The 18,838-nt window shown below is 53.1% G+C and carries 14 protein-coding genes, 2 tRNA genes, 3 rRNA genes and 1 other RNA gene; all 20 read left to right on the top strand.

Features of this window, described 5'->3' with window-relative positions; translation table 11 throughout:
• Positions 1 to 147 precede the first annotated feature (147 nt).
• Positions 148 to 1,749: a CTP synthase gene (locus ACZ439_RS12260; RefSeq protein ID WP_054798087.1), complete on the top strand. Its 1,602-nt coding sequence runs from the start codon at positions 148 to 150 to the stop codon at positions 1,747 to 1,749.
• Positions 1,750 to 1,944: 195 nt separating this feature from the next.
• Positions 1,945 to 2,337, top strand: coding sequence for a response regulator (locus ACZ439_RS12255; protein ID WP_054798095.1), 393 nt, complete (start codon positions 1,945 to 1,947; stop codon positions 2,335 to 2,337).
• Positions 2,338 to 2,487: 150 nt separating this feature from the next.
• A complete protein-coding gene (gene fba, locus ACZ439_RS12250) occupies positions 2,488 to 3,342 on the top strand; it encodes a class II fructose-1,6-bisphosphate aldolase (protein ID WP_054798088.1) in 855 nt (284 codons plus the stop codon).
• A 146-nt stretch (positions 3,343 to 3,488) separates the two neighbouring features.
• Positions 3,489 to 4,742, top strand: coding sequence for a UDP-N-acetylglucosamine 1-carboxyvinyltransferase (locus tag ACZ439_RS12245; RefSeq protein ID WP_141336644.1), 1,254 nt, complete (start codon positions 3,489 to 3,491; stop codon positions 4,740 to 4,742).
• Between the two features lie 96 nt (positions 4,743 to 4,838).
• Positions 4,839 to 6,143, top strand: coding sequence for a transcription termination factor Rho (gene rho, locus ACZ439_RS12240; protein WP_054800468.1), 1,305 nt, complete (start codon positions 4,839 to 4,841; stop codon positions 6,141 to 6,143).
• 13 nt (positions 6,144 to 6,156) lie between these two features.
• Entirely contained in the window at positions 6,157 to 7,434 is a 1,278-nt protein-coding gene (locus tag ACZ439_RS12235; RefSeq protein WP_054798089.1) for a radical SAM family protein, read from the top strand.
• Positions 7,435 to 7,515: 81 nt separating this feature from the next.
• Positions 7,516 to 7,713 (top strand): 50S ribosomal protein L31, encoded by a 198-nt coding sequence (rpmE, locus tag ACZ439_RS12230; RefSeq protein ID WP_054798090.1) that lies wholly within the window; start codon positions 7,516 to 7,518, stop codon positions 7,711 to 7,713.
• Positions 7,714 to 7,802: 89 nt separating this feature from the next.
• Positions 7,803 to 8,195, top strand: a complete 393-nt coding sequence (locus ACZ439_RS12225; RefSeq protein ID WP_054798091.1) for a hypothetical protein — start codon at positions 7,803 to 7,805, stop codon at positions 8,193 to 8,195.
• Between the two features lie 47 nt (positions 8,196 to 8,242).
• Positions 8,243 to 8,506: signal recognition particle sRNA large type (ffs, locus tag ACZ439_RS12220), an RNA gene on the top strand.
• Positions 8,507 to 8,706: 200 nt separating this feature from the next.
• A complete protein-coding gene (locus ACZ439_RS12215; protein ID WP_141336645.1) occupies positions 8,707 to 9,768 on the top strand; it encodes an ATP-binding protein in 1,062 nt (353 codons plus the stop codon).
• Positions 9,769 to 9,837: 69 nt separating this feature from the next.
• A complete protein-coding gene (gene dnaX, locus ACZ439_RS12210; RefSeq protein WP_054798092.1) occupies positions 9,838 to 11,607 on the top strand; it encodes a DNA polymerase III subunit gamma/tau in 1,770 nt (589 codons plus the stop codon).
• Positions 11,608 to 11,620: 13 nt separating this feature from the next.
• Complete coding sequence (locus tag ACZ439_RS12205; protein ID WP_054800469.1) at positions 11,621 to 11,932, top strand: YbaB/EbfC family nucleoid-associated protein; 312 nt, start codon at positions 11,621 to 11,623, stop codon at positions 11,930 to 11,932.
• A gap of 49 nt (positions 11,933 to 11,981) precedes the next feature.
• Positions 11,982 to 12,578, top strand: a complete 597-nt coding sequence (gene recR / locus ACZ439_RS12200) for a recombination mediator RecR (RefSeq protein WP_054798093.1) — start codon at positions 11,982 to 11,984, stop codon at positions 12,576 to 12,578.
• 271 nt (positions 12,579 to 12,849) lie between these two features.
• On the top strand, positions 12,850 to 13,152 hold the full coding sequence (locus ACZ439_RS12195; RefSeq protein WP_054800470.1) for a DUF2508 family protein: 303 nt from the start codon (positions 12,850 to 12,852) through the stop codon (positions 13,150 to 13,152).
• The gene (locus ACZ439_RS12190; protein ID WP_127609516.1) at positions 13,149 to 13,418 is read left to right on the top strand and encodes a pro-sigmaK processing inhibitor BofA family protein; all 270 of its coding nucleotides are present in this window, start codon (positions 13,149 to 13,151) and stop codon (positions 13,416 to 13,418) included. Before ACZ439_RS12195 ends, ACZ439_RS12190 begins: the two co-directional genes overlap by 4 nt.
• Positions 13,419 to 13,654: 236 nt before the next feature.
• Positions 13,655 to 15,205: ribosomal RNA gene (locus ACZ439_RS12185) — 16S ribosomal RNA — on the top strand.
• 135 nt (positions 15,206 to 15,340) lie between these two features.
• A 5S ribosomal RNA gene (gene rrf, locus ACZ439_RS12180) occupies positions 15,341 to 15,457 on the top strand.
• Between the two features lie 36 nt (positions 15,458 to 15,493).
• A tRNA-Ile gene (locus tag ACZ439_RS12175) sits at positions 15,494 to 15,570 on the top strand.
• A gap of 17 nt (positions 15,571 to 15,587) precedes the next feature.
• Positions 15,588 to 15,663: transfer RNA gene (locus ACZ439_RS12170), tRNA-Ala, on the top strand.
• Positions 15,664 to 15,821: 158 nt separating this feature from the next.
• Positions 15,822 to 18,763 (top strand): 23S ribosomal RNA (locus ACZ439_RS12165).
• The 16S, 23S and 5S rRNA genes sit together here with 2 tRNA genes alongside, the layout of an rRNA operon.
• Positions 18,764 to 18,838: the final 75 nt, after the last annotated feature.

Here is an 18,838-nt window from a genome sequence, read left to right as displayed (position 1 = left end):
CCGTTCAGAGTAAACTATTTTCTGGGCTTTAGATGGACGTTTAGACCTACACGGTCTTTTCCTATGAAAAGTGCCCCGCCGACAGCGGGGGCTTTTTCTTTTTTTTTACGACAAATTTGGCATGCTAAACTAGGGAGGTTTTACATAATGACCAAGTATATTTTCGTGACGGGCGGCGTCGTTTCCTCGTTGGGTAAAGGAATTACGGCCGCTTCGCTCGGCAGATTGCTGAAGAACCGCGGGCTGAAGGTCACGATCCAGAAGTTCGACCCGTACATTAACGTCGACCCGGGAACGATGAGTCCGTATCAACACGGCGAAGTGTTCGTAACCGACGACGGTGCGGAGACTGACCTCGACCTCGGGCACTATGAGCGTTTCATCGATATTAACCTGTCCAAGAACAGCAACGTGACGACGGGTAAAATTTATTCGTCCGTCATTGCGAAGGAACGCCGCGGCGAATATTTGGGCGGTACCGTGCAGGTCATCCCGCACATTACGAACGAAATTAAAGAGCGGGTATTCCGCGCCGGCCGCGAAGCGCACTCCGACGTCGTCATTACCGAGATCGGGGGTACGGTAGGCGACATCGAGAGCTTGCCGTTCCTGGAAGCTATTCGCCAAATCAAGAGCGATATCGGCCGCGAGAACGTGATGTACATTCACGTGACGCTGATTCCTTATTTGAAAGCGGCGGGCGAAGTGAAGACGAAGCCGACGCAGCACAGCGTTAAGGAATTGCGCAGCATCGGGATTCAGCCGCATGTCATCGTATGCCGTACCGAGCATCCGCTCGCCGAAGACATGAAGCGCAAGCTGGCTCAATTCTGCGATGTCGACCCGGGCGCCGTAATTGAATGTATCGACGCGGAAACGTTATATGAAGTGCCGATCATGCTTCGCGAGCAGGGGCTGGATGACATTGTGGTCAACCACCTGAAGCTGACGACGAACGAGCCGGATATGACGGAGTGGGAGAAGCTCGTCGGCCGCGTCAAATCGCTCAAGACGACGACCGAAATCGCCATCGTCGGCAAGTACGTGGCGCTGCACGACGCTTACCTCAGTATCGTGGAATCGCTAGGCCACGCCGGCATCGCTTCCGATACCGAAGTGAAGATTCGCTGGATTAACGCCGAAGAAGTGTTTGATCACAATGTGGGCGAGCTGCTGTCAGGCGTTCAAGGCATTCTCGTGCCGGGCGGCTTCGGAGACCGCGGCATCGAAGGTAAAGTGTCCGCGATCCGTTATGCGCGTCAGAACAAAATTCCGTTCTTCGGCATTTGTCTCGGCATGCAAGTGGCTGTAGTGGAATACGCCCGTTCGGTCTTAGGGCTGGAAGGCGCGAACAGCTCGGAGATTCATCCGACGACGCCGTATCCGGTCATTGACCTGCTTCCGGAACAGAAGGACATCGAGGACTTGGGCGGCACGATGCGCCTCGGACTGTACCCGTGCAAGCTGAAGGAAGGTTCGCTGGCCGTGCAATGTTACGGCGAAGAGCTTGTGTATGAGCGCCATCGTCACCGTTACGAGTTCAATAATGAGTACCGCGATTCCATCGAAGCGGCGGGTCTTGTCATTTCGGGCACGAGCCCGGACGGACGTCTCGTCGAAATTGTCGAATGTCCGGATCATCCGTGGTTCCTGGCCGTGCAGTTCCATCCGGAGTTTACGTCCAGGCCGAACCGTCCGCAGCCGCTCTTTAAACATTTCGTACAAGCAGCCTATCAGCAAGCCCGTTAATAAGGGCTTCTGACTTGGCGGCACTCCCGCATGCATAGGGCGTATCTGAAATTGTTGCTTGATTTGTTAAAGTTTTCAAAACATTTTTCGGTACACAGGCAGGAATCAATGTTTGCGTAGCGAATACAAAACAAAGAATGACAAATCAGGGACGGAAATTCCAGACCTATGGAAACGGAAATGGGAGGGTACCATATGAAGAAGAAGCTTCTCATCGTCGATGATCAGAACGGCATCCGCATTTTGTTGATGGAAGTATTTAGCAGCGAGGGATATGAAACGTATCAAGCTTCCAACGGTAAACTTGCACTCGAGATCGTCAGAAACGTATCGCCCGATCTGGTTTTGTTGGATATGAAAATTCCTGGTATGGACGGCCTTGATATTCTGAAGCATATCAAGAGCATCGACGCTTCAATTAAAGTCATCATGATGACGGCATACGGAGAACTCGACATGATTAAGGAAGCGACCGACCTCGGCGCGATCATGCATTTCACCAAACCGTTCGACATCGACGAACTGCGTCAGGCTGTCAACCAGCAGTTAAGATCGCCTAATAACAATTCATTCGCCGTGGGATCCTGAGAAGGGTCTCTTTTTTTCTGCCACAAAAGGTGCGCGATCGGGGATTTCATGTTTAATGTTTGTCCCCATCTATGATATAATAGCGCAGTATGACAGGAGAGCGAATCGCTCTCTGGCACGGTCAACATATAAAAGGAGGAGAAGAACACCATGCCACTTGTTTCAATGAATGAATTTCTACCGAAAGCCAAAGCAGGTAAATATGCCGTTGGCCAATTTAACATGAATAACCTTGAGTTTGCCCAAGCGATTACGGAAGCAGCTCAAGAGCTGAATTCTCCGTTTATTTTCGGCGTATCCGAAGGAGCGCTGAAATATATGGGAATGGAATTTACAGTGGCGATTGCGGAAGCTGCGGCGAAGAAATCCGGGCTGCCGATCGCGCTTCATTTGGACCACGGCAGCAGTTTTGAAGTCGCGATGAAATGTATCCGCGCGGGCTTCAGCTCTGTCATGTTCGACGGATCCCACTATTCCTTTGAAGAAAATATCCGCTTGACCAAAGAAGTCGTGAAAGCGGCCCACGCGATGGGCGTTTCCGTCGAAGGCGAGCTCGGCACGATCGGCGGCGTAGAGGATGACATCAGCGTAGATGAGTCCGATGCGAACCTGGCTAAGCCGGAAGAAGCGATCCGTTTCTACGAGGAAACAGGCGTAGACTGCCTCGCAATCGCAGTTGGTACGGCGCACGGCATGTACGCGGGCGAGCCGAACATCCGTTTTGATATCATCGAGAAGGTCGCCAGCGCCATTCCGGTTCCGGTTGTCCTGCACGGCGGTTCCGGCGTTCCGGATGAGATGATCAAGCAATCGATCGCAGCGGGCGTTGGCAAAATCAACGTTAACACGGAGAATCAAGTGGCTTGTACGCAAACGATCCGCGATGTATTGAACAAAGATGCGAAAGTGTATGATCCTCGTAAATACCTCACTCCTGCCCGCAAAGCTATGGTTGAAGTTGTGAAATCCAAAATTGTATTGTTCGGCAGCTCCAACCAAGCCTAAAACACATACGGGAGATACACCGGCAGAGGTGTATTTCCCTTCTCTTCCTATGTAATTCACTATACTTACCGTCCGACCAAGGTTGATATGTCTCTTTTGTTTTGTTTTTTATGCTTTAAAGTGGGAAGTGGGAGGAACGACATCGAATGGAGAAATTGATGATCGCCGGCGGGCGCCCGCTGCGGGGAACTGTTCAAATCAGCGGAGCGAAGAACAGCGCCATCGCGCTTATTCCGGCCGCGATTTTATCGGAAACTGCAGTAACCTTGGACAACTTGCCTACGCTCAGCGATGTGGCCATTTATACGGAGCTGCTCGAGGAATTGGGATCTACGGTTCGGTGGGATGGGGACCAAATGGTTATTGACCCGAGCCGGCTTGTATCCAGGCATATGCCCAACGGAAACGTAAAAAAATTGCGCGCTTCATATTATTTGATGGGTGCGCTGCTGGGCCGCTTCGGCGAAGCGGTGATTGGATTGCCGGGCGGCTGCAATTTCGAGCCAAGACCGATCGATCAGCATATAAAAGGTTTTGAGGCGCTGGGGGCACAAGTTACGACTGAGAATGGGGCTTTGCATATCCGCGCGAAGCAATTGCGCGGCGCGAAAATATATCTGGACGTCGTCAGCGTCGGCGCGACGATCAACATCATGCTGGCAGCCTCACGGGCTAAAGGCGTCACTATTATCGAAAACGCGGCAAAAGAGCCTGAAATCATAGATGTAGCAACACTTTTGAATGCCATGGGGGCTAATATCAAAGGCGCGGGCACCGAGACCATCCGTATTGAAGGCGTGGATGGCATGCACGGCTGCCGGCATTCGATCATTCCCGATCGGATACAGGCGGGAACTTACATGATCGCGGCCGCCGCCACACGGGGCGACGTTATCGTGGACAATGTAATTCCGAAACACTTAGAGGCCTTGACGGCAAAGTTACAGGAAATGGGGGTCCATATTTACGAAATGGACGAGTCGATCCGTGTGGTCGGCCAGCCGGAATATGAAAGTGTGGATGTGAAGGCGCTCGTGTATCCGGGCTTCGCTACAGATCTGCAGTCGCCGATGAGCAGCTTGCTTACGCAAACGCGCGGCGTTAGTATATTGTCCGACTTTGTCTATTCCAACCGATTCAAGCATATACCCGAGCTTGCGCGTATGGGCGCCAAAATCAAAGTGGAAGGTCGTTCCGCCATCATCGAAGGGAGTCCGCTGAGCGCGGCGAAAGTGAAAGCGACCGATCTTCGGGCGGGCGCGGCGCTCGTTATCGCGGGTTTAACCGTATCTGAAGGAACGACCGAAATTACAGGCGTCGAGTACATCGATCGCGGGTACGACCATTTGGTTGCCAATCTATCAAATTTGGGCGCGGAAGTTTGGCGTCAAGAAGACTAGAGTTGGATTTCGGGTATAGATGAGATATGTTTTGGGCATGGCTAGAGTATATTTTCACATAATAGAAATTATAATAGGCTGGTGGTTGGTACAATTATGGATATGCATCTGGCGCAGTTAGAGGCGCTGAAGTTGACCGAGCTTTACAAGCTCGCCAAGAAGTATCAAATTCCTTATTATGGTCAAATGAAGAAGAAGGAATTGATCTTCGCCATTCTCCGCGCTCAAGCGGAACAAAGCGGTTTAATGTTTATGCAAGGCGTGCTGGACGTGCTGCAGGAAGGCTTCGGCTTCTTGCGGCCGATCAACTATTTGCCGAGTGCCGAGGATATTTACATCTCGGCTTCGCAAATCCGCCGATTCGATCTGAGGTCCGGTGATTTGGTGTCCGGCAAATGCAGACCGCCCAAAGAGAACGAGCGGTATTTCGGACTCCTTCATGTGGAAGCCGTGAACGGCGAAGACCCGGAGACGGCGGCGGAACGGCTTCACTTTCCCGCACTCACTCCACTTTATCCGCAGAAGAAATTAGTTTTGGAAACGACCCCTACGAAACTTTCCACCCGTTTGATGGATTTATTGGCTCCTGTCGGCTTCGGACAGCGCGGATTGATTGTAGCGCCGCCGAAAGCAGGGAAAACGCTGCTGTTAAAAGAAATCGCCAACAGCATTTCCACCAACCATCCGGACGTAGAACTCTTCGTGTTATTGATTGATGAACGGCCCGAGGAAGTGACCGACATGCAGCGTTCCGTTAAAGGCGAGGTCATTGCGTCTACCTTCGACGAGCTGCCGGAAAATCATATTAAAGTGGCAGAGCTTGTGTTGGAGCGAGCTACCCGCTTGGTGGAGCATAAGAAAGACGTCGTCATCCTGCTGGATAGCATTACCCGTCTTGCGCGGGCGTACAATCTGGTCGTTCCTCCGACAGGACGCACATTGTCCGGGGGTATCGATCCCGGGGCGTTCCATCGTCCGAAGCGTTTCTTCGGGGCTGCCCGTAATATCGAAGAGGGCGGAAGCCTGACGATTCTTGCGACGGCGCTTATCGAGACGGGCTCCCGGATGGACGAAGTCATCTATGAGGAGTTTAAAGGAACCGGCAACCTTGAGCTTCATTTGGATCGGAAGCTGGCGGAGCGCCGGGTATTCCCGGCGATCGACATTCGTCGTTCCGGCACGCGCCGCGAAGAGATGCTGTTGACCAAGGAAGAGCTGGATAAAGTATGGGCAATCCGCAAAAACATGAACGATTCCTATGAATATACGGAGGCGTTCCTCAAGAAGTTCGCCGACACGAAAACGAATCAAGAATTTTTGGAAACGCTGGACACCACGAATGGCAACGGATCCGGCGGCAACGGAGGCGCTTCCCGGCGCGTGAAACACTCCGTCTCCTAGGAGGGACAGCAAGATGAATTTGGTATATGCCGGACCGGACGGCCACGTTTACGATCACCCGGACTTTATTGCACTCGGTCGGAACGGCGAGCTCGTGACGGAACTATTGGAAGAAGAGCTCATTCCGCTGCCGGAAGGGGCCACACTCGTCAGCTTGCCGGACACCCGCCCGATCGGACTGAATGCCCGGACGGGCGCGATGGAGGTTGTGCCCGGCGAAGTGAACGCCGTCGGCGCGCTGCTGCCGCAAGGGTTTACCCGCTTGCTGCTGCCGGGCTACGCCAAGACGGATAAGAGCAAGGTGCTTCCGCTCTTCGGTTACTCGGCGGTCGTGTGGAAGGACGGTACGTTCTATGTAGCGGCGGAAGCAAGCGATGATCCCGAACGGTGGAATCCGCGCAACTGCGATCCGGATGAGTTGGAAGTTCAAGTGAACAGCTTGCTTTCACGTTATCCGGAAAATCGTCTTTATCAGCACTTATCGAATTGTGCGCTCGGTTACGAATGTTTAACCGCCTCCAACACGTTCCTCAATCGTTGGGAAGGAGCGGTACCGGTCTCATTTTCCTGTAATGCGGGTTGTTTCGGATGCATTTCCGAGCAGCCGGAGGATAGCGGGTTTCCGGCACCGCAAACGCGCATGAACTTCAAACCGACGGTTGATGAAGTTGTGCAGGTGATGCTGGAGCACTTGAAGACGCCTGAGAGCATCATCAGCTTCGGCCAAGGATGCGAGGGAGAACCGTCCACGCAGGCGAAAATTATTATCGAAGCGATGCGCGAGGTGCGCAGACGTACGGATATCGGGTATATCAACATCAACACGAACGCGGGTTTGACCGATCATATCCGCGGTATCGTCGATGCGGGGCTCGATCTGATGCGGGTCAGCACGATCAGCGCTTTGGACGATCATTATAACGCCTACTACAAGCCGCGGGGGTATACCCTCAAGAACGTGGAGAAATCGCTGCGTTACGCGGCGGACAAAGGCGTCGTCACTTCGATCAATTACCTGATTTTCCCCGGGGTTACCGACCGCGAGGAAGAGATGGAAGCGATGATTGAATTTGTGCGGCGCACCGATCTGAAGCTGATTCAGCTTCGGAACTTGAACATCGATCCGGAGAGCTACTTGCAGCTTATCCCGCAGCCGCAAGGCGAACGGTACGGCATGAAGCAGATGCTCGAGATCTTCCGCGAGGAGCTGCCGGGCGTCGTTCTTGGTTCTTACACGCATATTCCCAGCGAGCTGACGGACAAGCGCAAGAAACACTTGCAGCGGAGCTAATGGACATGGTATAATGCAATTTGTGTATTTATGATAACTCTGATTCACATGGTGTTTCAGGGCAAAAGAGGTGAAAGGTCAATGAAACCAGCGATTCATCCGACATATTATCAAACAACGGTTACTTGCGCATGCGGTAACACGTTTGAAACGGGATCCTTGAAGCAAAACCTCCGCGTAGAGATTTGCTCCGCTTGCCACCCATTCTTCACAGGTAAGCAGAAATTCTTGGATGCCGGCGGTCGCGTCGATAAATTCAAAAAGAAATACGGCATCTAATTCATTGCCATTCGCTTACAAGCATAAGCGCACCTTCTGTGGCTATCCTAAGATTGTAGATCTTAGCGCTGCAGGAGGTGTTTTTATATATGTTGAAAATCACGGTTCTATGGTTTTGTCTGCTGCTTCTCGTACTGCCCGGCCTTACCGCTTGCCAGAAAAAGAATGCTTCACCGGAGGTAAAAACGCACTCCGCGGACGGTTATCTGGGCATCACCGAAGCCAATCCGAACATGCCCCTAACGAACGGATATCGGACGTATCAATCGGATATGCTTGTGATGGAAACAGCGGTAAAATCGCACTATCCGCAGTTAACGGTGGAATCGATTCGCTTGAACGGGACGAGCGCGCGTATTCGGCTTTTGGCGCCGCCAGGAACCTCAAGCGAGGAACTGCGCCGTTTGGGAGAGGAAGTACAGCGCACGCTGGCGGCCGAAGCGCCTCGTTACGACCCGGAGGTTACCGTCACTGCTAAATAAATCCCTACGGTTGCTATTTGTCCGCGATTCGACTATACTTAATTTTGCCGTGCTAGACGGGGAGGTAGCGGTGCCCTGTAACCCGCAATCCGCTGTAGCGGGGTCGAACGCCTTCTAGAGGTATTGCGATGTAAGGTTTGGGTCTTAAAGTTGGTGTTGAGAGTCGGGTCCTTCGCAATGGATGCCCGTGAACCCGGTCAGGTCCGGAAGGAAGCAGCCGTAAGCGGGATGTTTCATGTGCCGAAGGGAAGCCTAACTTGAGCTGACGATAAGAATTCCGCTTGGATCGTAATATCGAAGTAGGTGCACGGTTTAACTATTTTCGCTATGAAATAAATAAACGATGACGTTGTCGGGGTCGATTTTGACTCTTGATGACGTTTTTTTGTCTTACAGGGAAGGAAAATAAAGGAAAGAGGAGAATGTATACTAAAGTTAACTGGAGAACGTTGGTATGACGGGCTTGGAGAGCAGTCGATTTCAGATCCTATATAATGGGGGGTGGCAAAACGTGCGGCAGGAATTGAGCTTGCTTCAACGTTTCGCCGATATGTTTTTGAAGGATGTCAATTTGGGCGTCATCTTGATGAACACTGATTTTCAACTGATCGACATCAGCGATACGGCGTGCCGGGTGTTGGGATTGCAGCGCGAGCATGTGCTGCATAAGCCGATGGACTACGTATTCAAGGATCTCCCCGCCGAGCACCGTATTGTAGACCCCCGTATTTTGGACGGCATGGTCGTGCGCAATCAAGCGGTGTCCTGGACGAACAATCAGGAGCGGTACGAGCTGTTGGTGGACTCTAATGTGCTTCGGGACGAACAGGGGCAGGTTGTCGGCGCTTGCATCATGTTCAAGGATGTGACCAATCTGCGTTCGCTGGAAGAGCAGGTGCAGCGAAGCGACCGACTGGCGATGATCGGCCAAATTGCAGCCGGTACCGCCCATGAAATTCGCAATCCGCTTACTTCCATTAAAGGGTTCCTGCAGGTGTTCCGCAAGACGTTTCAAGAGCAGGGTATGATTCGGGAAAGCGACTATACTGACGTGATGCTTAGGGAAATTAACCGGATTAATGAGCTCGTGAACGAGTTTTTGCTTTTGAGCAAGCCGAAGAACGCGACCTACGAGGAGGTCGACGTATCGCAGGTGGTACGCGAGCTGCTGCCGATTATTAATAATGAAGCCATCTTACATAAGGTCACGGTACAGTACGAAGCGGTGTACGGCCTGCCGCGCGTCATTGCGGACCGCGAACATTTGAAGCAAGTGTTTTTGAACATATGCAAGAACGGTATTGAGGCGATGGGCGATGGCGGGTATCTGACCATAACGGAGAAGATGGATCCGGAGGAGCGCCGGGTAAGCGTCGATATTCACGACACCGGTCCCGGGATTCCGATGTACGTCATCGATAAAATCTTCGATCCCTTTTTTACGACCAAAGCGGAGGGGACGGGCTTGGGGTTGTCGGTTTGCCAACGCATTATTCATGACATTGGGGGGCATATCCGGGTTTCATCCAAAGGTTTCGGCACCACCTTCACCGTCAGCATCCCTTTTCCATGAGGGATTGCTTCAAACCTAAATCCAAGTGTAGTATAATGAACGGGATAAACATTCATTGGAGAGGGCAAGATGGCACATATCGCCTTATATCGTACGTGGAGACCCCAGTCGTTCCAAGACATGGTCGGCCAGAAGCATATTGTCCAAACCTTGCAAAATTCGCTGCGTGAAGGGCGGTTCAGTCACGCTTATTTGTTCAGCGGGCCCCGGGGAACCGGGAAGACGAGTGCGGCGAAAATACTCGCCAAAGCCGTTAACTGCTTGAATGGTCCGGGCGTCGAGCCTTGCAACCGCTGTGAAGCGTGTTTGCGCATAACCGAAGGCGCCGTGATGGACGTCGTCGAGATCGATGCTGCGTCCAACCGTGGCGTCGAGGAAATTCGCGATATCCGCGATAAGGTGAAATACGCGCCGACCGAAGTGCGCCAGAAAGTGTATATTATCGACGAGGTGCACATGCTGACGACGGAAGCGTTTAACGCGCTGCTGAAGACGCTGGAAGAACCGCCGGCTCATGTGATGTTTATTCTCGCGACGACCGAGCCGCATCGGCTGCCGGCGACGATTATTTCCCGCTGTCAACGGTTTGACTTTCGCCGCGTTGCGCTGGAAGAGCAAGTTGAACGGCTCCGTCAAGTGTGCGCGAAAGAGGGAATCGCAATCGATGAGGACGCGCTTGCCTTTATCGCGCGGCTCTCGGATGGCGGAATGCGCGATGCGCTCAGTTTGCTGGATCAGATTATCGCCTTTTCCGGCGAACGTGTCACTTACGAGGATGTGCTCTCCATTACGGGAGGCATGGCGTCGGACCAATTCGAGAAGCTGGCGCAAGCGATTCAAGATCGCGACATCGGTGCGGCGCTCGCTCTAATCGACGCGTTCATGCAAGAAGGCAAGAGCGCGGACAAATGCATGGAAAATCTAATTTATTATTTCCGCGATCTGTTGATGGTCAAGATGGTTCCGAATTCAGAAGCGCTCACCGAACGGATTTTGGACGTGAAACGGTTTACTGCGGTAGCGGAACGTTTCACAGGTGAAGCGTTAATCGCAATGATTGATACGCTAAACTATTATCAGACGGAAATGAAATACTCCGTACAGCCGCAAACCCTGCTGGAAGTCGCCGTGATGAAGCTGTGCAGCGGCTCGCCCGTTACCGGACGTCAGGGCGGAGCCGATACGGCTTCGGCGGGTTCGGGCGACGGCCAAACGATTCAACGGCAGGACGCCTTGGTCGGACAGCTTTTGAGCCGGATCGAGCGATTGGAGAGTCAGCTCGCTGCTCTCGTGAAACAGGGCGTGGCGCCTGGGGGCGGCGCGGCCCCGGCCGGCGGTTCGAGTGGCGGAGGAAGATCGGCTCCGGCTCCGGCCGTTTCGCGCCGCTCGATCGAGAAGCTGGATGCTTATGTGGCCGGCATAGATTCGCCGGAGTTCCGCCATGCGGCGCAGCAATGGAGCCAAGTGCTCGGCCGGGTGAAGGAACTGAAAATAACGGTGCATGCCTGGCTTGTAGACGGAGAGCCGGTAGGTCTTTCGGACACGAATCTGCTTGTTGCGTTCAAGAGCGCTATGCATCGCGAAACGTCGGAGAGACCGGCCAACAAGCAGCTGATCGAGCAGGCGTTTCAAGAAGTGATCGGGCAGCCGTATCGGCTGGTGACGGTTATGCTTAAGGATTGGAAGGCGGCAACGGAGCAAACGAAGTCTGCGGATGCTCCCAAGGAAGTGCTGGAGTTGATTCCCGAGGATGAAGGTCCCGGCGGTGCTGTGAAGGAAGAGTGGATCAGCGAGGCGATTCAACTGTTCGGCGAATTGGTCAAAATTAAAGACGAATAAGGAGCGATAAAACATGAATAACATGAACCAAATGATGAAACAAGTAAAAAAAATGCAGGAACAAATGCTTAAGGCTCAAGAAGATTTGGCTACTCGAACAATTGAAGGTACGGCCGGCGGCGGTGTTGTCTCCGTTACGGTGAACGGACAGAAGAAAGTGATCGGCGTTGCGATTAAGCCGGAAGCGGTAGACCCGGACGATGTCGAAATGCTGCAGGATTTGGTGTTGACGGCCATTAACGACGCGATGTCCAAAGCCGAAGAACTGGCGGGTAAAGAAATGTCCAAACTGACAGGCGGCATGAACATTCCGGGATTGTTCTAATCGCATCTGCCCCTTTCGGACTGACTTCAACGAGTGAGGAGCAACTCTTTTGTTTTATCCGGAACCGTTAGCCAAGCTGATCGATTCATTCTCGCGTCTGCCCGGCATTGGGCCGAAAACGGCAGGGCGTCTTGCTTTCCATGTGCTTCGGATGAAAGAAGACGATGTGATCGATTTTGCCAAAGCGCTTGTAAACGTCAAACGAAACCTGCACTACTGCTCGATATGCTGCAATATTACGGACACGGATCCTTGCCGGATTTGTCAGGATAAGAGCCGGGATGTATCCACCATTTGCGTGGTGCAGGAACCGAAGGATCTGGTCGCCATGGAGCGTACGAAGGAATTCAACGGTTATTACCATGTCTTGCACGGTGCGATTTCGCCCATGGAAGGGATCGGTCCCGATGAGATCCGGATCGCCGATCTGTTGAAGCGGCTGAGTGACGAGCGGGTGCAGGAATTGATTTTGGCCACCAACCCGAACATTGAAGGAGAAGCGACGGCTATGTATTTGTCGCGACTCGTACGTCCCTTCGGCATTAAAGTGACTCGAATCGCCCACGGACTTCCGGTTGGAGGAGATTTGGAATACGCTGACGAGGTTACGCTAACCAAAGCGCTCGAAGGTCGCAGGGAGCTTTAATTGAATCGTGTTTCAGAAAAGTCTTACGGTTTGCTAGCGGCAGGTTCGGTCTGCTGCGCGGCAACGGTAAGGCTTTTTTTGTTGTTTCTCCTGCGCCATCGAAATTTCCGCACTTTTCGGCTTGCGGAACCCTGCGCGTACTTCGAAACGTTGGGGGGTGCACGGCGCAGGATGATCCGGCTAATTTGTTTCGGACGGTTTTCTTGGTTCTAAGCCGCTGGTTTGTTCGATATGTATGTACTATAGGACAAACTGTGAGGGGGCTGGCGGCGTGCTGAAATGGAGCAGGCGGGGTGGATTTAGCTGGTGGGGGAACGGAAAGAGAAAAGAGGAGCAGGCGGCGCTTTTTGAGGAGCGTGTGCAGCTTGTCGAGGAAATACGCCGTGCTCATATGGAATGGGAGGTTGCAGAACGGCGCTTTCACTATGCGGTTGAGAAGGAGCAGATCGATTATGCCATCTATGCGCTGGAAGCTGCAGAGAAGCGATTCGAGATGCTGATCAAGCAGGCGAAAAACATTCATATTTCGGCGGCCGAAGTATGCGCCAGCCGCGTGAGGGAGGGGTCGTCGTGAAGGCTTATTTGTTGTGGGGGCTGATGATCGGTTCGGGCGGCTTGCTGGCCCTGCTGCTGCTTCGTAACCGGTTTGCCATTCAATGGCTGGGGGCCTTATCTTTACATGTTGTGTTTGCGGCTGTTTTGTTGTATATTATGAATCTGTTTACCCCTTATACACACTTCGAACTTCCGTTAAATGCGGTGACAGTGGGGATCGTGAGCATTCTGGGAATCCCGGGCTTGGCGGTTTTAACAGCCTTGAAACTTTGGGTCATCGTATAATCGCAAGCAGCACAAATCAAAAGTTTTAAAAAAAGCTTGCAATAATGTTGTGAAATGTGATATATTAATAAAGTCGCCGCTAAACGAAGCGACAATAAACGACAAAGAAGAAATGGCGTAACGACGCGGCTTTGTCGGACAATTGCCCTTTGAAAACTGAACATCGAGTGAGTGCTTTAAATAAGAGATAGCAATATCTCAGCTAGCTTCAACAATGAGCAAGTCAGCTTTCTACATTAATGGAGAGTTTGATCCTGGCTCAGGACGAACGCTGGCGGCGTGCCTAATACATGCAAGTCGAGCGCTTGGGGTGTTCCCTTACGGGAAACCCCCTGGAGCGGCGGACGGGTGAGTAACACGTAGGCAACCTGCCTGTAAGATCGGGATAACTACCGGAAACGGTAGCTAAGACCGGATAGCTGGTTTCACCGCATGGGGGAATCATGAAACATGGGGCAACCTGTGGCTTACGGATGGGCCTGCGGCGCATTAGCTAGTTGGTGGGGTAACGGCCCACCAAGGCGACGATGCGTAGCCGACCTGAGAGGGTGATCGGCCACACTGGGACTGAGACACGGCCCAGACTCCTACGGGAGGCAGCAGTAGGGAATCTTCCGCAATGGGCGCAAGCCTGACGGAGCAACGCCGCGTGAGTGATGAAGGTTTTCGGATCGTAAAGCTCTGTTGCCAAGGAAGAACGCCTCGGAGAGTAACTGCTCTGAGGGTGACGGTACTTGAGAAGAAAGCCCCGGCTAACTACGTGCCAGCAGCCGCGGTAATACGTAGGGGGCAAGCGTTGTCCGGAATTATTGGGCGTAAAGCGCGCGCAGGCGGTCTTTTAAGTTTGGTGTTTAAGCCCGGGGCTCAACCCCGGTTCGCACTGAAAACTGGGAGACTTGAGTGCAGGAGAGGAAAGCGGAATTCCACGTGTAGCGGTGAAATGCGTAGAGATGTGGAGGAACACCAGTGGCGAAGGCGGCTTTCTGGACTGTAACTGACGCTGAGGCGCGAAAGCGTGGGGAGCAAACAGGATTAGATACCCTGGTAGTCCACGCCGTAAACGATGAGTGCTAGGTGTTAGGGGTTTCGATACCCTTGGTGCCGAAGTAAACACAATAAGCACTCCGCCTGGGGAGTACGCTCGCAAGAGTGAAACTCAAAGGAATTGACGGGGACCCGCACAAGCAGTGGAGTATGTGGTTTAATTCGAAGCAACGCGAAGAACCTTACCAGGTCTTGACATCCCTCTGACCGGTACAGAGATGTACCTTCCCTTCGGGGCAGAGGAGACAGGTGGTGCATGGTTGTCGTCAGCTCGTGTCGTGAGATGTTGGGTTAAGTCCCGCAACGAGCGCAACCCTTGAACTTAGTTGCCAGCATTCAGTTGGGCACTCTAAGTTGACTGCCGGTGACAAACCGGAGGAAGGTGGGGATGACGTCAAATCATCATGCCCCTTATGACCTGGGCTACACACGTACTACAATGGCCGGTACAACGGGAAGCGAAGTCGCGAGATGGAGCGAATCCTTAGAAGCCGGTCTCAGTTCGGATTGCAGGCTGCAACTCGCCTGCATGAAGTCGGAATTGCTAGTAATCGCGGATCAGCATGCCGCGGTGAATACGTTCCCGGGTCTTGTACACACCGCCCGTCACACCACGAGAGTTTACAACACCCGAAGTCGGTGGGGTAACCGCAAGGAGCCAGCCGCCGAAGGTGGGGTAGATGATTGGGGTGAAGTCGTAACAAGGTAGCCGTATCGGAAGGTGCGGCTGGATCACCTCCTTTCTATGGAGTCCATGATGACTGTAGGTCATCGGACAAATCTGCAGCAGCACCACTGCTGTATACAGAAGCACTCACTTCGATGTTTAGTTTTGAAAGGCGCAATAGCCTTTCTCGGTTAGCCCGCTAACCGATTCGTTTGGTGATGATGGCGGAAGGGAACCACGCGTACCCATCCCGAACACGAACGTTAAGCCTTCCAGCGTCGATGGTACTTGGACCGCAGGGTCCTGGGAGAGTAGAACGTCGCCAAGCGAATCCACCTTGTGTGGATGAATAAGGTCAACATGAGGGCCCTTAGCTCAGCTGGTTAGAGCGCACCCCTGATAAGGGTGAGGTCGGTGGTTCGAGTCCACTAGGGCCCACCATAAATTTCATAATGTTTGGGGCCATAGCTCAGCTGGGAGAGCGCCTGCCTTGCAAGCAGGAGGTCAGCGGTTCGATCCCGCTTGGCTCCACCAAAAACTACCTCTTGTCGAGCGATCGGCATTATGGTAAGATGACTTTCCTGCCGGTTGAACGGCAGCAAGAACTTGTTCCTTGAAAACTGGATAAACGAAACAAAGCAACAAATGCTGAATCAAAATCCGGTGCGACTTCGGTCGTACAAGTGATAGCTGGATAAGCTATAAAGAGCACACGGAGGATGCCTAGGCACCAGGAGCCGAAGAAGGACGTGGCGAACAACGATAACGCCTCGGGGAGCCGTAAGCAGGCATTGATCCGGGGATGTCCGAATGGGGGAACCCGCGTGAGGTAATACTCACGTACCATGCAGTGAATACATAGCTGCATAGGAGGCATACGAGGGGAACTGAAACATCTAAGTACCCTCAGGAAAAGAAAACAAAAGTGATTCCGTCAGTAGCGGCGAGCGAAAGCGGATTAGCCCAAACCAAGGAGCTTGCTCCTTGGGGTTGTAGGACGCCGTCATGGGTGCAGCAGGTTAGGCGAACAGGTCTGGAAAGGCCGGCCATAGAGGGTAAAAGCCCCGTAACCAAAAGTCTGCGAACACCCTAGGCGTATCCTGAGTAGGGCGGGACACGTGAAACCCCGTCTGAATCCGGCAGGACCATCTGCCAAGGCTAAATACTCCCTGGTGACCGATAGTGAAGCAGTACCGTGAGGGAAAGGTGAAAAGAACCGCGGGAGCGGAGTGAAAAAGAACCTGAAACCGTGTGCTTACAAGAAGTCAGAGCCCTATGTTGCGAACTTGTTCGTCAACAGGGTGATGGCGTGCCTTTTGTAGAATGAACCGGCGAGTTACGTTTGCAAGCAAGGTTAAGGTGAGAAGCCGTAGCCGCAGCGAAAGCGAGTCTGAATAGGGCGAAATAGTTTGTAGGCGTAGACCCGAAACCGTGTGATCTACCCCTGTCCAGGGTGAAGGTGCGGTAACACGCACTGGAGGCCCGAACCCACGAATGTTGAAAAATTCGGGGATGAGGTGGGGGTAGCGGAGAAATTCCAATCGAACTCGGAGATAGCTGGTTCTCCCCGAAATAGCTTTAGGGCTAGCCTCGGGAGATGCGTCGTGGAGGTAAAGCACTGATTGGGTGCGGGGCCCGCCAAGGGTTACCAAGTCCAGTCAAACTCTGAATGCCACAGACGTTATCCCGGGAGTCAGACAGTGAGTGCTAAGATCCATTGTCAAGAGGGAAACAGCCCAGATCATCAGCTAAGGTCCCCAAGTGTGTGTTAAGTGGGAAAGGATGTGGAGTTGCACAGACAACCAGGATGTTGGCTTAGAAGCAGCCACCATTGAAAGAGTGCGTAATAGCTCACTGGTCGAGTGACTCTGCGCCGAAAATGTAACGGGGCTAAACACACCACCGAAGCTATGACGAGCGCAAGTGATTGCGCTGGGGTAGGGGAGCGTTGTATGCGGGTAGAAGCTGGATCGTGAGGACTGGTGGACTGCATACAAGTGAGAATGCCGGTATGAGTAACGAAAAGATCAGTGAGAATCTGATCCGCCGTAAGCCTAAGGGTTCCTGAGGAAGGTTCGTCCGCTCAGGGTAAGTCGGGACCTAAGGCGAGGCCGAAAGGCGTAGTCGAAGGACAACAGGTTGAAATTCCTGTACCACCGTGAACCGTTATGAGCGATGGGGTGACGCAGAAGGATAGTGACGCTGGGCTATGGATTGCTCAGTCCAAGCAGTGAGGCTGGTGTGCAGGCAAATCCGCACACCGTAAGGCTGGGCTGTGATGGGGAGGGAAATTTTAGTACCGAAGGTCATGAGTTCAGGCTGCCAAGAAAAGCCTCTAGCCAGGGAGAAGGTGCCCGTACCGCAAACCGACACAGGTAGGCGAGCAGAGCATGCTAAGGCGCTCGGAAGAACTCTCGTTAAGGAACTCGGCAAAATGACCCCGTAACTTCGGGAGAAGGGGTGCCTCGGTAGGGTGAATAGCCCGAGGGGGCCGCAGTGAAAAGGCCCAAGCGACTGTTTAGCAAAAACACAGGTCTGTGCGAAGCCGCAAGGCGAAGTATACGGGCTGACGCCTGCCCGGTGCTGGAAGGTTAAGGGGAGCGGTTAGGGGCAACCCGAAGCTGTGAACCGAAGCCCCAGTAAACGGCGGCCGTAACTATAACGGTCCTAAGGTAGCGAAATTCCTTGTCAGGTAAATTCTGACCCGCACGAATGGCGTAACGACTTGGGCGCTGTCTCGACGAGAGATCCGGTGAAATTTTAATACCTGTGAAGATGCAGGTTACCCGCGACAAGACGGAAAGACCCCATGGAGCTTTACTGCAGCTTGATATTGGACTTTGGTACGATCTGTACAGGATAGGTGGGAGCCTGGGAAGCCTGCGCGCCAGCGTGGGTGGAGGCGCCGTTGGGATACCACCCTGATCGTATCGGAGTTCTAACCTGGTACCGTGAACCGGTACGGGGACAGTGTCAGGTGGGCAGTTTGACTGGGGCGGTCGCCTCCTAAAGAGTAACGGAGGCGCCCCAAGGTTCCCTCAGAATGGTTGGAAATCATTCGAAGAGTGCAAAGGCATAAGGGAGCTTGACTGCGAGACAAACAGGTCGAGCAGGGACGAAAGTCGGGCTTAGTGATCCGGTGGTACCGCATGGAAGGGCCATCGCTCAACGGATAAAAGCTACCCTGGGGATAACAGGCTTATCTCCCCCAAGAGTCCACATCGACGGGGAGGTTTGGCACCTCGATGTCGGCTCATCGCATCCTGGGGCTGAAGTAGGTCCCAAGGGTTGGGCTGTTCGCCCATTAAAGCGGTACGCGAGCTGGGTTCAGAACGTCGTGAGACAGTTCGGTCCCTATCTGTCGTGGGCGCAGGAAATTTGAGAGGAGCTGTCCTTAGTACGAGAGGACCGGGATGGACGTACCGCTGGTGTACCAGTTGTTCCGCCAGGAGCACGGCTGGATAGCCAAGTACGGACGGGATAAGCGCTGAAAGCATCTAAGCGTGAAGCCCCCCTCAAGATGAGATTTCCCAGTATGTAAGACCCCTTGTAGACGACGAGGTTGATAGGTTCGGGGTGGAAGCGCGGCAACGTGTGGAGCTGACGAATACTAATCGGTCGAGGGCTTATCCTACAAGTTTCCGAAGGAAACTGCTTCGGAAGCATATGGTATCCCCACAAAGTGACGTGAAGCTGACGAAGCTGATTC

This window comes from Paenibacillus sp. JCM 9796 (genome assembly GCF_055379675.1).
The sequence above is the reverse complement of the archived record's forward strand: the minus strand, read 5'-3'. Positions and strand labels throughout refer to the sequence as shown.

Coding starts and splice junctions, on each gene's coding strand:
- ACZ439_RS12260 (WP_054798087.1), top strand. CDS start 148: ATGACCAAGTATATTTTCGTGACGGGCGGCGTCGTTTCCTCGTTGGGT.
- ACZ439_RS12255 (WP_054798095.1), top strand. CDS start 1,945: ATGAAGAAGAAGCTTCTCATCGTCGATGATCAGAACGGCATCCGCATT.
- fba (WP_054798088.1), top strand. CDS start 2,488: ATGCCACTTGTTTCAATGAATGAATTTCTACCGAAAGCCAAAGCAGGT.
- ACZ439_RS12245 (WP_141336644.1), top strand. CDS start 3,489: ATGGAGAAATTGATGATCGCCGGCGGGCGCCCGCTGCGGGGAACTGTT.
- rho (WP_054800468.1), top strand. CDS start 4,839: ATGGATATGCATCTGGCGCAGTTAGAGGCGCTGAAGTTGACCGAGCTT.
- ACZ439_RS12235 (WP_054798089.1), top strand. CDS start 6,157: ATGAATTTGGTATATGCCGGACCGGACGGCCACGTTTACGATCACCCG.
- rpmE (WP_054798090.1), top strand. CDS start 7,516: ATGAAACCAGCGATTCATCCGACATATTATCAAACAACGGTTACTTGC.
- ACZ439_RS12225 (WP_054798091.1), top strand. CDS start 7,803: ATGTTGAAAATCACGGTTCTATGGTTTTGTCTGCTGCTTCTCGTACTG.
- dnaX (WP_054798092.1), top strand. CDS start 9,838: ATGGCACATATCGCCTTATATCGTACGTGGAGACCCCAGTCGTTCCAA.
- ACZ439_RS12205 (WP_054800469.1), top strand. CDS start 11,621: ATGAATAACATGAACCAAATGATGAAACAAGTAAAAAAAATGCAGGAA.